Annotated in this window: 10 protein-coding genes; 9 read left to right on the top strand and 1 reads right to left on the bottom strand. The window is 44.9% G+C overall.

All coding sequences use genetic code 11. The features are described from left to right. The first annotated feature begins 417 nt into the window (after positions 1 to 417). The 4 genes from KKA81_05655 to KKA81_05640 all read left to right on the top strand — a co-directional run bounded on the left by KKA81_05655 (position 418) and on the right by KKA81_05640 (position 6,525). A complete protein-coding gene (locus KKA81_05655) occupies positions 418 to 2,244 on the top strand; it encodes a glycoside hydrolase family 13 protein (GenBank protein MBU2650400.1) in 1,827 nt (608 codons plus the stop codon). Between the two features lie 68 nt (positions 2,245 to 2,312). Then, on the top strand, positions 2,313 to 3,701 hold the full coding sequence (locus KKA81_05650) for an alpha-amylase (GenBank protein ID MBU2650399.1): 1,389 nt from the start codon (positions 2,313 to 2,315) through the stop codon (positions 3,699 to 3,701). 6 nt (positions 3,702 to 3,707) lie between these two features. Beyond that, positions 3,708 to 4,604: an alpha/beta hydrolase gene (locus KKA81_05645; protein ID MBU2650398.1), complete on the top strand. Its 897-nt coding sequence runs from the start codon at positions 3,708 to 3,710 to the stop codon at positions 4,602 to 4,604. A gap of 67 nt (positions 4,605 to 4,671) precedes the next feature. Then, positions 4,672 to 6,525: a glycoside hydrolase family 13 protein gene (locus tag KKA81_05640; GenBank protein MBU2650397.1), complete on the top strand. Its 1,854-nt coding sequence runs from the start codon at positions 4,672 to 4,674 to the stop codon at positions 6,523 to 6,525. 9 nt (positions 6,526 to 6,534) lie between these two features. Here KKA81_05640 and KKA81_05635 read toward each other — a convergent pair whose 3' ends face one another. After that, positions 6,535 to 8,178: a T9SS type A sorting domain-containing protein gene (locus KKA81_05635; protein ID MBU2650396.1), complete on the bottom strand. Its 1,644-nt coding sequence runs from the start codon at positions 8,176 to 8,178 to the stop codon at positions 6,535 to 6,537. 268 nt (positions 8,179 to 8,446) lie between these two features. Between KKA81_05635 and KKA81_05630 the strand changes: the two genes are divergently transcribed. From KKA81_05630 to KKA81_05610, 5 genes are all read left to right on the top strand, one after another. After that, entirely contained in the window at positions 8,447 to 11,437 is a 2,991-nt protein-coding gene (locus KKA81_05630; GenBank protein MBU2650395.1) for a TonB-dependent receptor, read from the top strand. Between the two features lie 15 nt (positions 11,438 to 11,452). After that, positions 11,453 to 13,039 (top strand): RagB/SusD family nutrient uptake outer membrane protein, encoded by a 1,587-nt coding sequence (locus KKA81_05625; GenBank protein MBU2650394.1) that lies wholly within the window; start codon positions 11,453 to 11,455, stop codon positions 13,037 to 13,039. A 21-nt stretch (positions 13,040 to 13,060) separates the two neighbouring features. Continuing rightward, entirely contained in the window at positions 13,061 to 14,206 is a 1,146-nt protein-coding gene (locus KKA81_05620) for a SusE domain-containing protein (GenBank protein MBU2650393.1), read from the top strand. 245 nt (positions 14,207 to 14,451) lie between these two features. Continuing rightward, positions 14,452 to 15,423 (top strand): T9SS type A sorting domain-containing protein, encoded by a 972-nt coding sequence (locus KKA81_05615; GenBank protein MBU2650392.1) that lies wholly within the window; start codon positions 14,452 to 14,454, stop codon positions 15,421 to 15,423. A gap of 178 nt (positions 15,424 to 15,601) precedes the next feature. Further along, positions 15,602 to 16,777: alpha-amylase (locus KKA81_05610; protein MBU2650391.1), on the top strand; the 1,176-nt coding region annotated here is incomplete at its 3' end.

Raw genomic sequence — 16,777 nt, 5'->3', positions numbered from 1 at the left:
TGCAGCCTGCAACCATAGAGAAGGTAACTTGATATTAATCATTCCCGATACTCATTTAAATTATTGTACAACACATCCGGAACCAGGTTCCGAAAAAACGCGTACATCAACCTCAATTCTTAGTTGTCTTCGGATTGAAAGGCTTCTTGCCCGATTTTGGATTTGAACCGAAAAATATAAAAAAAATCCCGGCATGTAAAGTTTATTTATTAACTATTTTTATACCGCAATATCGTCACGGAACCGGGCTGCGCCATTATCCAAAGCGTTTTGTTAATATGGTTCAGAGCATATCATATTAATAATTAGCAACTTTACAATCTACGACGGTATTTGGTTCACAATAATGTTAAGATTTATTTTATGAAAAACCCGGGATTAAAGGCTGTTAATATTTTTTTTATAAGTGTATTAACTATGGTAATTATTGTTTGTGACAAGCCTTCGATTCCCGGGGAGGAACTGACCGGTGTTCCTGAATGGTCGAAGGGAGCGGTTTGGTACCAGATCTTTCCCGAGCGTTTCCGAAACGGGGAACCTGGCAATGACCCGAAGATAACCGATCAGGAAGGGTGTTGGCCTCATGATACATCCGGCCCCTGGGAAATACACCCCTGGGATTCCGATTGGTATGAGCCTCAATCCTGGGAAATGGCGAACGGAAAAGATATCTGGTACAACATTACCCGCCGCAGGTATGGAGGAGATCTGCAGGGGATAATCAACAAGCTTGATTACCTTTCTGATCTCGGAATCGACGCTATTTACCTGAATCCTGTATTTGTCAGTCCTTCCCACCATAAATATGATATTACTTCCTATCATCATATCGAACCTACTTTTGGTCCTGACCCTACGGGCGACAGGCAGCTCATGGCCCGGGAAATTCCCGATGATCCTTCTTCCTGGAAATGGACAAGCGCTGATAAACTGATGCTGGAACTAATCCGGGAAGTACACCGCAGGGGAATGAAGATTATCTTCGACGGGGTTTTCAACCATGTGGGATATAAGCATTTCGCTTTTAAGGATGTTTTGGAAAAAGGCAAGGATTCGAAATTCAAAGACTGGTTTATCATCCGTTCCTTTGCCGATTCTGCCACCGGGACAGAGCTGGATTATGAAGGCTGGTGGGGAGTGAAGGACATGCCGGAGCTGAAGGAAGATGAAAACGGGATTGTTCAGGGTCCGAAAAAATACCTTTTTGATATCACCCGGAGATGGATGGATCCGGATGGCGACGGTGACCCGTCGGACGGCATTGATGGCTGGAGGCTTGATGTGGCATTCTGTGTAGCGCATCCGTTCTGGAAAGATTGGAGAAAGCATGTCAGGTCCATCAATCCGGAAGCTTACCTAACTGCTGAGGTGATTGACCCTCCGGATAAGCTAAAACCTTATCTGGAAGGCGATGAATTTGATGCAGTGATGAACTATAATTTTGCTTTCCTGGCAAGCGATTTTCTGATAAACGACAGTTTGGGGATCGATGCAGGATGTTTGGATACCTCGTTACAGCAATTGCGGGAAGCATTCCGTCCAGAGGTAACCCTTGCCATGCAAAACCTCCTGGGCAGCCATGACACTCATCGCGCCGGAAGCCGGGTTGCCAATGATGATGTTATTTCCTTCCGTAATGTCCCCGATTTCTTTGATAAAACCAAAGCAGCCTCCAATCCTGAATACCTCACACGAAAACCCTCACCGGAAGAATATGAACTGCTGAAGCTGATGGTTTTGTTCCAGATGACTTATCCCGGAGCTCCCATGATCTATTACGGCGATGAAGCCGGTATGTGGGGTGCCGGAGATCCTTGTTGCCGTAAACCCATGGTTTGGGATGATATTGTTTTCCAGGATGAGGCTTTCCTGCCTGATGGCAATCAAAGGGATAGGCCGGATAAGGTTAGTGTGAACCATGATCTGCTGGATCACTATCGAAAAATGATAAAACTCAGGAAAGACCACCCAGTTCTGAAGTTTGGCGATTACCAGACCATTTATGCAGTTGATGATGTCTTCGCATTTTCCAGGAAAGATGCGGTGCAGGAAATCCTGGTTTTCCTGAATAAAGGGAAAAAAGAACAGAACATCTTAACGGAATATATTTCAGAAGGAGTATACAAAGATCTGTTGAACGACAAAACTCCGGAAATTAAACCAAACAGGGAAGGCATCATTCTTCCGCCTGCATCGGGCCGGATATTGTTGAAGATTTCAGACGCAGATTTAAAGAATCAATAGAAAAAATTATTTTTGACATAAAATCAAGCGTTCAATTAAACCAAATACCAATGAAAAAAATTCACTGTATGCTAAACGGTTATTACCCCTGGATCATAGCGATCCTGTTTATTATTGCTTCGGCGGTAATTATTTATTCCTGTAAGGCAAAGGTTAAGCCTGAGATAAAGAAATCTGAAAAGATTTCACAGGTTGTACATCCCGAATGGAGCAAAAATGCGGTCATTTATGAGGTCAATGTCCGGCAATTCACACCGGAAGGTACGTTCAATGCTTTTGCAGAGCACCTTCCACGGCTGCAGGAAATGGGAGTCGACATCTTGTGGCTTATGCCCATTCACCCTGTAGGGGAAAAGAACCGGAAAGGCTCATTGGGCAGCTACTATTCTGTTAAAGATTATAAGGCCGTCAATCCTGAATTTGGCACCATGGATGATTTCAGGGCTCTTGTAAATAAAGCGCATGAGTTAGGGATGTATGTTATTCTCGACTGGGTGCCAAATCACAGCGCCTGGGATAACCCTTTGATAGAGGAGCATCCTGACTGGTATACCAAAGATTCGCTTGGGAATTTTGTTTCGCCTTTCGACTGGTCTGATGTGGTTGATCTGGATTACGATAACCAGGGATTGCGTGATTACATGACCGGAGCCCTGAAATTCTGGATTGAGGAGGCTGATGTCGATGGATTCCGCTGTGATGTGGCAGGAATGGTACCGGTGGATTACTGGAATGAAGCCCGTCCTGAGCTTGATAAGCTGAAGCCTGTTTTCATGCTGGCCGAGGCAGAGGTACCGGAACATCATGATTCGGCATTCAGCATGTCGTACGGTTGGGAAATGCACCATATCATCAACCAGATCGCAAAAGGGAAAATGAATGCAAAGCACCTGCATAAATATTTCCTGAAAAACGATTCGGTATTTCCTCAGAATTCTTTCAGGATGTACTTTACTTCCAATCACGATGAAAACTCCTGGAATGGGACAGAATATGAAAGAATGGGTGACGGAGCGGAAACATTTGCCGCTCTGACCTATATTGTCCCCGGAATGCCGTTGATTTACAGTGGCCAGGAGGCAGCCCTGAACAAACGCCTCCGCTTTTTCGATAAGGATACTATTGATTGGAACGATTATCCTCTCCAGGATTTTTATAAAACCCTCAATGAACTCAAAAACGATAACGTTGCGTTATGGAACGGCTTCTGGGGATCGGATTACTTCAGGATCCCGACGACAACAGATACGGCAATCTTCGCTGTGATGAGGGAAAAGGACGGGAACCGTGTTGCAGGTATCTTTAACCTTTCTTCGAAATCACATAAAATACGGCTTAAGAGCGAAGATTACACCGGTGATTATATGGATATATTTACCGGTGAGGATTTTATAATGGGAAAAGCTCAGGCAATGGATATGGAACCCTGGGAATATGTCATTTTGGTTAATAAATAACCGCTTATGAAGTACATGGCAATAGTACTCATGTTGCTTGCCGGATGCCAGATGCAGCAAAATGATGAAACAGGAAAGCTGGATAAATATCCGGTTTTTCCATCGGATTATGTACCAGCCAGGAACCTTGAAGTCTGGCTGCCTTCGGATTATGATCCTGAAAAACCGGAAGGCTATGCTGTATTGTACATGCACGATGGTCAGAATCTTTTTGACACAGCTACAGCCAATATAGGAGAGGAATGGGGGGTGGATGAGACAATGTCACGTCTTCTCCGTGAAGGGAAAATCAGGGATTGCATAGTAGTGGGCATGTGGTGTACTCCGGACAGGATGCTTGAATATACTCCTGCAAAGCCGTATAACCTGATGATCGAAAAGCGTTTACAAACAGGCAGGGAAGAAGAGGATTCCGTTGAACAGCCGGGTGGGGATGATTATCTCCGCTTTATTGTGGAAGAAGTAAAACCCTTTATTGATTCGGTGTATAATGCGGATCCAGGAAAGGAGAGCACTTTTATTGCAGGATCAAGCATGGGAGGCTTAATATCACTCTATGCGCTAATGGAATACCCGGATGTATTCAGCGGTGCCGCTTGCCTGTCGACCCACTGGCCGCTCAGGATACAGGAAAACTCACCCGATTTCGTGAGAGCTTATGTACAATACCTTGATGAACGGCTTTCCGTGGATAATGGGCAGAAGATTTACTTCGACTACGGTACAGAAACCCTCGATAGCTGGTATGAACCGTATCAGATGATCATCGATAGCCTGATGCGTTCCAAAGGCTTCGGGGAATCAAACTGGAAAACCCTGAAATTTGAAGGCGGCGTGCATAATGAAGTTGCCTGGCGGGAACGATTTGATATACCTGTTGTATTTTTATTGGGGCAGAGATAATTTCTTGAACCACAATAGGTTGTACCTATTATGGTTAATATTTTAGAAATATATGTAAAATACGAATATGAAAACCAATAGATTCTTTTTGCTCGCTTTATTGCTGTTAATATTCGGTTATTCTTACTCTCAGAACGATTTCCTGAAAGTCGAGCCCCCGTTCTGGTGGACCAGGATGCAATCGCCAAGCCTCCAGATCATGGTTTATGGCCAGGATGCCGGTGAATACAAACCTGTCATTAATTATAAAGGCGTAAAGATCGATTCTGTGGTGCGACCGGAAAACGATCATTATATGTTCATTTATCTTAGCATTTCTTCAAATGCCAGACCCGGTTCATTTACTATTGACTTTCAGAAAGATGGTGCAAGTGCTGAAAAATATAAATACCATTTATTTTCCAGGAAAGAGGGATCTGCAGAAAGGAAGGGTTTCAACACTTCCGACGTCATTTACCTGATCACCCCCGATCGTTTTGCCAATGGTGATGCCACCAACGACAACATTCCGGGTTATCCCGATGAGGTAGACCGGTCCGACAGGGATGGCAGGCACGGAGGGGATATCAGTGGTATTACCGGTCACCTGGATTATATCCGCGACATGGGTTTTACGGCCATCTGGATCAATCCGCTCCTGGAGAACAAACAACCACGATATTCCTATCATGGATACTCGATAACTGACTTTTACAAAACAGATCCACGGCATGGAAGCAACGAGGATTACAGGAAGCTTGTTGATGAAGCTCATAAAAGTAGCATTAAAGTCATCATGGATATGATTTTCAACCATTGTGGTTCAGGGCATTGGTGGATGAAGGATTTGCCGTCGGCTGACTGGATCAATTACGGGGGGGAGTTTGTGATGACCAATCACCGCAGGGCTGCCATACAAGATCCTTACCGGTCGGAGGAGGATCTTCGCAGGATGTCGGATGGGTGGTTTGTAGAGACCATGCCTGATCTGAACCAACGGAACCGGCTGTTGGCAGATTATCTGATTTATAACTCTATTTGGTGGATAGAATATGCAGATTTGGACGGCATCCGGGTGGATACCTATCCTTATCCCGACATGGATTTTATGGCAGAATGGACCTGCAGGATCATGGATGAATACCCTCAATTTAACATTACAGGGGAGGAGTGGACGGTGAACCCTGCGCTCGTGGCCCACTGGCAACGAGGGAAAGTAAACCCCAATGGATATATTTCCTGCCTGCCTTCATTGCTTGATTTTCCTTTGCAATCAGCGTTGGTAAAGGCGTTGAACCATGAAGAGAATCCCTGGTTCACAGGATGGATTGAGCTTTATGAAATGCTAGCCAACGATTTTCTTTATGCAGATCCTTTTAACATGGTGACATTTGCCGACAATCATGATATGAGCAGGATTTATACCCAGGTTGGGGAGGATCCGGCTTTATTCCGCAACGGGATTGCATGGTTGCTCACTATTCGCGGTATTCCGCAGATTTATTACGGAACGGAGATTCTCATGACTAATCCGGGTACCGATGCGCATGGAGTAATACGCAGTGATTTCCCCGGTGGTTGGGAGGGTGATGCCATCAATGCATTCACCGGAGAAGGATTGACACAGGAACAGGTTGAAAACCGCGATTTCCTGAAAAAACTCCTGAACTGGAGAAAAGGCAATCCTGTGGTGCAAAGCGGTAAGCTCATGCAGTTTGCCCCGGAAGACGGTGTATATGTCTTTTTTCGTTACAGTGATGACGGTAAGGTTATGACCATTTTGCACAAAAGCGATAAGGAGAGAGTCCTGTCGCTTGAACGATTCAGCGAGATGTTGGAGGATGTCAGCCGGGGTTATGATGTTATTTCAGGAAAAGAGTATCATCTGGAGGAGAGTATTATTCTTACACCAGGATTTCCGCTAGTCCTGGAGTTAAAATAAGTTACTGATTTATTGTTCAACGATCAGTTCTCTTGTCCATATCGTTTCATTTCCCTGCACCCGGCAGTAATACAGACCTGCAGGATAATTTCCGGTTGGGATCCTGAATAGAAAATCACCAGGATTGACACAATATAGAGATTTTTCAAAAATCACTTTTCCGGCAGTATTGCTAAGCTGGAATAGGTACCGGCCGGGATTTTCCGCAGTAAAAGCGACTTGTGCATAGTCAGTGCATGGATTTGGGAAAACATTCATACACTCCAATCCGGATTTGGAATCGATAAAGGAATATGACGGACCGGTTTTCAACAGGAAGATATCTGTATTGCCATACCCGGGTACAGCCAGGCTTCCAAAATCACAATAACCCGTGTATGCTCCGGCTATAATGGCATTGCCGTGATCATCATTCCCGATGGAAAATCCATAATCATTCAAATCGCTGCCTCCGCTGAGAATGTATTGTAAGTGTCCTTCGGAATTGTATTTGCCTATATACGTATCGGCCATGCCATGACTACTGACCTGCATTCCTGAGAACTCTGCATTGTGATGAAAGAATCCTGTAGTATAAACATTACCCATTGAATCTACACTCAGATCGAGGCCCTGGTCAAGGTCGTTTCCTCCTTCATTCACTATCCAGAGAAGATTGCCTTCATGATTATATTTCGACAGGTAGATGTCGAAATCATAAGGACCACCGGTTGCAGAGAGCTTATCCTGGTCCGTAAAGTTCAGGTTTCCTGAAAAGAACCCCGTGTTGTATATATTCATATCATGATCAATACCGATTCCAAAGCCTCTGGCGAAATCGTTGGCACCACCTCCGGCAGCTTTAACCCAGAGGAACTCTCCGGCCGGATTGCACCAGGCAACATAAGTACTGATGATCCCTGAACTTACGATATTATGAGAACCAAATTCTGCATGACCTGTGAAAAATCCTGTAACGGCAATATGTCCTTCACGATCGGATGCAATGCCGTAGGCGCGGTCCTCTCCGGTGCCCCCAGCCTGTCTGACCCAATGGAAATTACCGTCATGTGAATAATTGGCAATGAAGATATCACGGTTACCCCAACTGGTTTTACTTGTCCCACTGAACTCAGCCGTTGCCCTGAAGCTTCCGGCGACAATCACATCGCCCTCAATATTTAAACAAATGCGGTTTCCATAATCATCGCTTTCCCCTCCGGCCCTTTTAACCCATTCAAAGTTTCCTGCATGTGAATACATGGCTGTAAAAATATCAGAGCTGCCTTCGGATTCAATTACTGCACTTCCTACATGCATGGATTCGGTAAACCAGCCTGTTACAAAAACATTTCCCTGTTCATCTGTGCACAGACCGGCTCCGGTTCCTGTCCCGGGGCCATATAGATGCTTCACCCACATAAAATTCCCCGAAGAATCATAATGAGCTATAAAAATATCCGTTTCACCCTGGCTTATAAGTAACTCAGAACCAAATTGAATGGTGTCGGAGAACCATCCGCTTATAAAGCTGAAACCCTGGGGATGCACAGCCACTGAGTATCCCCAGTCGGAGCCATTGCTACCATTGCCATTCAGCCATTTGAAACTTTGGCCATGGATCAGAAAGCTGATCGAAATGAAAAGGATGACGGATAGAATTTGTTTTTTCATTTTGATGAGATTACGGTTATTAAATGAGAGATGGAGCCATCAGGTGTAAATATACAAAACATAAACCAACTAAAATAGTAATTCAGGATACCGGTTTGGTTAAATCAAAGATATTGGAAAATATTGTAAATAAGCCTGTTTGGGTGTTGATGCCCCTGATTATTCAGAATGTTGTAAAAATTAGGTAACTAATATTATGTTTTTATTAAAAAATTTATAACTTTGGGTTAATCCAGCACAAGTATTAACTAACCTAAAAATTGGTTTTATGACAAAACGATTTACCTTATTTTGGGTGCTTTTCCTGCCTTTGATGTTGCTAGTTACGGCAGGTTTTGCGCAGGAAGGCATGGTCAGAGGGACCGTGTATGATGCCGATGACGGAACCACACTTCCCGGGGCATCGGTTGTTGTGCAGGGCACAACGCGAGGAACTCTTTCGGATGCCAGCGGAAAATTCAGCATCATGGTTGGTCCTGATGCAACCCTGGAAGTATCATTCATTGGTTACAAAACCAGGCAGATTTTGGTTCAACCCAATACTACCGCTGATGTTTATCTGCAACAGGAAACTACTACTTTGGATGAGCTGGTGGTGATCGGATATGGTGTTCAGAAGAAAGACGACGCCACGGGGTCTGTTACTGCCATCAGTTCCAAGGAGTTCAATTATGGAGCCATCACATCACCGGCAGAGCTTATCAATGGTAAGGTTTCCGGTGTGCAGGTTGTGGATGGGGGAGGAGCTCCGGGTGAAGCAACGACTATCCGGATCAGGGGTGGATCTTCCTTACAGGCCATCAACGATCCTTTGATCGTAATTGATGGGGTGCCGGTCGATAATGAAGGGGTATCCGGTATGAGGAATCCGCTCAATACCATCAACCCTTCCGACATTGAGACCATGACCGTTCTGAAGGATGCTTCTGCAACTGCTATTTATGGATCAAGGGCTTCTAACGGGGTTATCATCATAACCACGAAGAAAGCCAAAGCCGCTGCCGGTGAAGAAGGAGTCCCAATAAGTTTAGAGTATCAAGGGAATTTCTCTCTATATACACCGACCAAAAGAGTGGATGTTTACGATGCTCAGGCATTTTCACAGCTTATACGCGACAAATACCCCAAACAGGCTGATATGCTGGGTTCAGCAAATACCGACTGGCAGGATGAGATTTTCAATACTGCTTTCGGTCAGGATCATTTCGTTGGAGCTGCCGGTGCAACAAAATACTTGCCTTACCGCTTCTCAATCGGTTATGCCAATAAAGACGGCATCCTGGAAACCGATAATATGAAAAGAACTACTTTTTCCTTAAATCTGAATCCCAGTCTGCTTGATGATCACCTAAGGATCAACATCAACAGCCGTTACATGAGCATTAAGAACCGTTTTGCCGATCGTGGAGCCATCGGGGCAGCGATACAATTCGATCCAACCAAACCGGTGATGGGAGATACATCGGCATTCGGTGGCTATTATTACTGGGAGCAGGCTAACGGAGATCCCGTAGACCTTGCCACCAACAACCCTGTGGCCATGCTCAAGCAAAGAAAAGATGAATCAGAAGTCAACCGTATCGTTGGAAATGCCCAGTTTGATTACAGACTTCACTGGCTTCCCGATTTGAGGGCAAATCTGAACCTTGGTCTCGACTATTCGGAAAGCGATGGTAGCGTGATCGTCGGACCAGAGGCCGCTTTTGAATATCTGCCTCTTGATTCCGATAGTGTTAATAAGAGCGGTATTTACAATACCTACACACAGTTGAAAAGGAATGAGCTTCTGGAGTTCTACCTCAATTACCTGAAAGACCTGCCTTCTATCAATTCCAATATTGATGTGATGCTTGGTTATTCATGGCAATGGTTTTATCGCAGGAATACCAACCTGAACTCCACCTTTTACAAAGTTCCTTCCTTGACGGATACTGTTTATGACCCGACCGAATATTACCTCCTATCCTATTTCGGAAGGATCAATTATACTTTTGCCAACCGTTACATCCTGACCTTTACTCTCAGGAACGATAACACCTCGCGTTTCTCCAAGGATAACCGCCAGGGCTGGTTCCCATCTGTGGCATTTGCCTGGAAGATCAACGACGAATCGTTCATGAAGAATATTAACTGGCTCTCACAATTGAAACTTCGTCTGAGCTATGGTGTTACAGGTCAGCAGAATATTAATCAGGGTGATTATCCTTATCTGGCCAGGTACACTTTCAACCGGGCAGGGGCATATTATCAGATGGGGAATATTTTCTATCGCACATTGCGTCCGGAAGGATATGATGAGAACATCAAATGGGAGGAAACAACCACCTGGAATGCCGGTTTGGATTATGGATTTGCCGATAACCGTTACTATGGCTCCATCGACTTTTATATCCGCAAGACCAAAGACCTGCTGAATATAGTTCCGGTTCCTGCCGGTACCAACCTGACCAATGAGATCCTCACCAATATCGGTGACCTGGAAAATCGCGGGGTTGAGTTTTCCATTTTTACCCGCCCCATTGTAAAGGAAGAGATGGCCTGGGAGATCGGATTGAATGCCACTTATAACAAGAACGAGATTACCAAGCTGACTGCTTCCGATGACCCGAATTACTTAGGGTATAAGGTAGGCGGCATCTCTGGTGGTGTTGGAAACACTGTTGAGATCCATAGTGTTGGTTATCCGGCCTTCTCATTTTTCGTGTATGAGCAGGTATATGATGCCGATGGCAAACCCATCCAGGGTATGTATGTCGACCGCAACGGTGATGGTGAGATTAACGATAAGGACCGTTATCATTACAAGGACCCAAATCCTGATTTCATCTTCGGGCTTTCATCCCGTTTCAATTACAAGAACTGGGATCTGGCTTTTTCAGGAAGGGCTTATTTCGGCAACTATGTTTACAACAATGTGGAATCAGAGAATGCCGTTTATGAAAGGCTGTATCGTCCCGAAGGGCCATATTTGAGCAATATTTCCACAGCGGTTGAAGACACGGAGTTTGAAAATCCGCAGTACTTGTCCGATTATTATGTACAGGATGGTTCGTTCTTTAAGATGGATTATATCAGCCTTGGATATAATTTCAGGAATTTCGCGCAGGACAGATTGCGTCTACGTTTGACCTTCACGGTGAACAATGCTTTCATCATTTCGAAGTACAAGGGGCTTGATCCTGAGATCTTCCTTGGGATCGACAACAATATTTACCCGAGGCCCAGAACCTATACTCTGGGTGTAAACCTGCAGTTTTAATCATCTAAAAGCATTATGATCATGAAGAATAAAATATATAAATCGATTTTACTGGCAGGGTTGATCTTGATAGGTTTTTCCTGTGCCAAGGACCTGGACACGGAACCCATTGACCCGGATGTGATTTCCGCTGCCAATGTGTTCGATGATCCGGCAAACTACGATTATGTTATGGCCAAGTTATATGCAGGTCTGGCCCTTTCCGGCCAGCAGGGACCTGCCGGGATGGGTGACATCACCGGGATTGATGAAGGTTTTGGCCAATACCTCAGAGGATACTGGTATCATCAGGAGTTACCGACCGATGAGGCGGTGATCGGATGGAACGACCAGACCATTAAGGACTTTCACTGGCAAACCTGGGGTGCTGCCGATGTATTTATTACGGCGTTTTATTACCGTGTGTATTATCAGATTGCCGCTTGCAACGAGTTCATCCGGGAGACAACCGATGAAAAACTCAATGACAGAGGCGTTAGCGGTGACCTAAGGACCAAGATAGGTTATTACCGCGCCGAAGCACGTTGGCTGCGTGCCCTCAGCTACTGGCATGCCCTCGACCTCTTTGGTAATGTTCCTTTTGTGACTGAAGAAGACAAGGTAGGATTTTTCTTCCCACCGCAGAAATCACGCAGAGACCTGTTCTTCTACGTGGAAGGAGAACTTAAAAGCATAGAAGGGTTGCTGAAAGATGCCAGAACCAACGACTATGGCCGGGCCGATAAAGCTGCAGCATGGATGTTGCTGGCCAAGCTTTACCTGAACGCAGAGGTTTACATTGGTGAGCCAAGGTATTCAGAGTGTATAACTTACTGCAACAAGATATTTGATGCAGGATACACGCTTGCACCCAGCTACAGGAATCTCTTCCTGGCCGATAATGACCTTACCAGCAAAAGTGAGATCATTTTTTCGGTTAATTTCGATGGAGTCATGACCACAACATATGGGGGGACCGATTTTATTGTTCATGCCGCCGTTGGTGGTGATATGACACCGGCCGATTATGGTATTTCCGGTGGATGGGGCGGTTTGCGCACTACTTCGGCTTTTGTGGGGAAATTTGATGATATCTCCGGAAACACCGATGTCCGCGCAATGTTCTTTACAGAAGGTCAAACCCTTGAGATTAACGATATAGGGTTGTTTAATGATGGCTATGCGATTACAAAATGGAAGAACATCAAATCGACGGGAGGCCCGGGCTCCAGCCTGGAATTTGTGGATAACGACTTTCCCATGTTCCGTCTGGCCGATGCTTACCTGATGTATGCAGAAGCAATTCTGAGAGGTGGTAGCGGAGGTAACCAGGGAACAGCACTTACTTATATCAATGATATTCGTAACCGTTCAGGCGCCGATCCGGTAGGAGCCATCGACCTGGAGTTCATCCTGAATGAAAGGGCTCGTGAACTTTACTGGGAATGTCACCGCAGAACCGACCTGGTACGTTACGGTTACTTTACAGGAAGTCAGTATGTTTGGCCATGGAAAGGAAAGGCTAAGGATGGAACAGGAACCGATAGCAAATACAACCTGTTCCCTATCCCGTCGTCTGACCTTACGGCAAACCCCAATCTGACCCAAAATCCCGGATATTAAACATTTAAACTATTTCTGATCATGAAGAATGTAAAATATATATTGTTGTTTTTCCTGGGACTGAGTGTTTTGATTTCCTGTAAAAAGGAAGAAAAAGACCCGGTACTTGATATGGGGCTGACGAAAAAGGCCGCCATCACCACCCCCCAGGATGGAGCTGCTTTTGTTCTTACCAAGGAGAAAGCTGACAGCCTGCTTACCACTTTCCAGTGGACAGCTGCAGAGTATAACCTGACCAATGTGGAAACCGTGAAATATGTCCTGCAAATGGATATAGCCGACAGCAATTTTAAAAATGTTAAAAATGTTGCCACCATCACGACTACCAATTATGCCTTCACTGAAGGGGCAATGAATAAGCTGGCGGTGGAAAAGAAAGCGCCATACGATGTCCCCACCAATTTTGCTTTCAGAGTTTTGTCGTATATCAACAATGAAACAACGTATTCGGATGCTTATTCGGATGTATTAACCCTTGCCATCACTCCTTATGAAGACGTTGTAGTAGCCAAATCGATCTATTTGCTGGGCTCTGCAACAACTATAGGATGGGATAATCTCCTCGCGCTTGAAATGACCAATCTTGGTGCTGCTAAATACGCTATCGTTGAGCATCTGACACCGGGAACCGATCAATTCATCAAGTTTATCTCGATTCTGGGACAATGGGCGCCTCAGTGGGGAACGGATGCCACCGGTACACCGGAGAGTGGAATCCTGGTTTACCGTCCGACCGAATCCGTACCCGACCCGGCAGCAATCCCGGTGGGTGAAACCGAAGGTAATTATTACATTGAAGCCGATACCATCGGATTGACCTACCAGACTATCCTTACTTCAGGTCAATTATTCCTGGTAGGTGCCGGTTCAACAGTTGGCTGGGTTAATGATGCAGGTATACCTTTTGTTCAGGACCCCGATACCCTGACCAAGTTTACGCTCGTTACAACCCTGAATGCAACAGGCGGGCTTAAGTTCCTGGAGGTTTCAGGACAATGGGCGCCTCAGTGGGGATCCTATGATGGCACGGAAGCCGGCGGTACACTTTCATACCGTCCGACCGAATCTGTCCCCGATCCACCGGAGATCATCGTGCCCGGCACAGCCGGAGAATTCCTGATCACGGTCGATTTACGGAGAATGAGATATTCGTTCAAAGCTCAATAAATATTGATATTTAAGATAGGTTGCTTAAAATGATGGTGCTGATTTTCTGACAGATTAAAAAAATCATGAACAACATTGATATTTTATATATAAATTTGTATTTGATTCTGGAAAGGAAATTAACACCATCATTTTTTTAAAATGAATAAACCTTTTTCAAGGATTCATTGTCTACATAACATTAAATCAAAATCAACCGAGTTCATAGTTTATTAACAATCAAGTATTAACCAAAAAAAAGTATTATGAAAAGATTATTACTCTCTTTTGCATCTGTTCTGCTGGCCGTGTTTGTAATGGCCCAGTATAATGTAACATTTAATGTCGACGTTTCCGGTATTGCCGGATTCGACCCTCTAACAACCGAGGTATACATGGCCGGTGATTTCCTGGGTGGCTGGGAACAGCCTGGTACCAATCCTGACTATAAAATGACCGCTAATGGTATGATTTATACGCTGGTATGGGAAATGGCCGATGGTGAAAATATACTTCATTACAAGTACTTCCTGATTTATGACGGCACAGCAAGCTGGGATAACGGTGAATGGACCGGAGACCCAAACCGTGAAGCTGTGGTAAAGGGAGAAATCACTTTCGACCAGGTTTTTGGTGACAAACCTTTTGGTGTAGTCTTTACCGTTGACATGTCGAATGCAACCGTTTTCGACCCTGCAACCGACAAAGTATACATGGCAGGTAATTTCACAAATTATGCCGGTGACTGGAATCAGCCGGGTACTTTGGCTTTCCTGATGATGGAACCTATTATCGGTAACGAAATGTTCTACACAAAAAGCCTCGTGCTCAACGCAAAGGAATATATGTACAAGTATTTCCGGGTGATCAACGATGAGCCGAGCTGGGACAATGGCGAATGGACCGGCGATCCGAACCGTACCGTAATAGTTGACACTGCCATGAGCGTTGACAACCTCTGGAACTCACTTGCCAATATCAATGAGTTTGACGGCGAAGTTCTGGAAGCTGTTTACCCGAATCCTTGCCAGTCATACATCAACATTGGCCTTAACGGTCAGGCAGGTATTGAGAAAATTCAAGTGATCAACAGCCTTGGCGCTGTCGTTCGCTCTATCCCCGGCGTTCCTTTCCTGAAAGAACTCAGGATTGAGACCGGCGACCTTAACAACGGAGTATACTTCATTACCGTACATAGCGGCAATGGAGTACAGACCGCAAGGTTTATCAAAGAATAGGGATTGACTGAATACAAAAGAAGAGGCTGCTGAAAAGCAGCCTTTTTTTTTAGGGACTCCATCCCGTAGGATGGAGTCCCTGAAAACCATTCAAAATTTATGATTTTTTAAGATCCTGAAAATCTGTTATATTGTATCTTTGTTAAGAAATACAAGATATTACAAAAAAGAACTCAAAATGCTTAAATACTTATTGTCTTACTCTTTTCTGGCACTAATCTTTTTACTGCCATTTGCCGTTAAAGCTCAGGTTGTAATAACCAACCCGGCATTTCCGCAGGTCGACAAGCCCGTTCTTATCACCTTCGATGCCACACAAGGCAGCGGCGGACTGGCCGGTTATACCGGCGACGTTTACGCCCATACCGGGGTGATCACTTCGCAAAGCAGCAGTGGCTCCGACTGGAAATACGTTAAAAGCAACTGGGGACAAAACACGCCGGAAACCAAACTGACCCGGATAGCTGATGATCTGTATACGCTTGAAATCACGCCCGATATACGCCAATACTACGGTGTGCCTCAAAATGAGCAGATTTTGCAGATGGCATTTGTCTTTCGAAGTGAAGAAGAGGTGGGCGGTAGTTATCTTGAAGGTAAGACCGAGACCGGCGGGGATATTTTTGTGGAGGTTTATGAAGGAGGACTGCAGGTTTCTTTTGAGCTCCCTGCCACGGATGCATTAATCCAGGTTCCGGGTGATAGCATATTCATTAAAGTTAATTCCAGTGAAGCCAACATGATCTCATTGTTTAATGATGGAGTTCTCATGAAGCAGGATACAGGGGACATGTTGCAGGATACATTGATTACAGGTTTGTACGGGAAACATTGGATCAAGGCAGTAGCCACAAATGATACAGGATATGTGGCTGATTCGTTTTATTATTATGTAAGAAAACCCACCGTTGTACAGGAAATGCCGGCTGGCATAAGAGACGGGATCAACTATACGGATGATGAAACCGTTGTCCTGTCGCTGGTAGCACCCTATAAGGAATTTGTTTTTGTGATCGGGGATTTTAATGACTGGGAGGTGGATTCAAGCTTTGCCATGAAATTAACTCCCGACAGTGTTCGGTTCTGGCTTGAGATCGAAGGTTTGACGCCTTTGCAGGAATATATTTTCCAGTATTTTGTCGATGGGGAGTTACGCATTGCCGATCCTTATACCGATAAAACCAGCGATCCATGGGATGATAAATACATCACAGATCAGGTATATCCTGGTTTGATCGATTATCCTGCAGGAAAAACATTTGGAATTGCCGGTGTACTGCAGACGGCACAGACGGATTATCCCTGGCAGGTTGAAAGCTTTACGCCTCCGGCACCGGAAGATCTGATCATTTAT

Source organism: Bacteroidota bacterium, assembly GCA_018831055.1.
Classification (GTDB): Bacteria; Bacteroidota; Bacteroidia; order Bacteroidales; family B18-G4; genus M55B132.
The sequence above is the reverse complement of the archived record's forward strand: the minus strand, read 5'-3'. Positions and strand labels throughout refer to the sequence as shown.

Bases quoted from the DNA above. Each gene is read 5' to 3' on its own strand.
- KKA81_05655 (MBU2650400.1), top strand. From the start codon at position 418: ATGGTAATTATTGTTTGTGACAAGCCTTCGATTCCCGGGGAGGAACTG.
- KKA81_05650 (MBU2650399.1), top strand. From the start codon at position 2,313: ATGCTAAACGGTTATTACCCCTGGATCATAGCGATCCTGTTTATTATT.
- KKA81_05645 (MBU2650398.1), top strand. From the start codon at position 3,708: ATGAAGTACATGGCAATAGTACTCATGTTGCTTGCCGGATGCCAGATG.
- KKA81_05640 (MBU2650397.1), top strand. From the start codon at position 4,672: ATGAAAACCAATAGATTCTTTTTGCTCGCTTTATTGCTGTTAATATTC.
- KKA81_05635 (MBU2650396.1), bottom strand. From the start codon at position 8,178: ATGAAAAAACAAATTCTATCCGTCATCCTTTTCATTTCGATCAGCTTT.
- KKA81_05630 (MBU2650395.1), top strand. From the start codon at position 8,447: ATGACAAAACGATTTACCTTATTTTGGGTGCTTTTCCTGCCTTTGATG.
- KKA81_05625 (MBU2650394.1), top strand. From the start codon at position 11,453: ATGATCATGAAGAATAAAATATATAAATCGATTTTACTGGCAGGGTTG.
- KKA81_05620 (MBU2650393.1), top strand. From the start codon at position 13,061: ATGAAGAATGTAAAATATATATTGTTGTTTTTCCTGGGACTGAGTGTT.
- KKA81_05615 (MBU2650392.1), top strand. From the start codon at position 14,452: ATGAAAAGATTATTACTCTCTTTTGCATCTGTTCTGCTGGCCGTGTTT.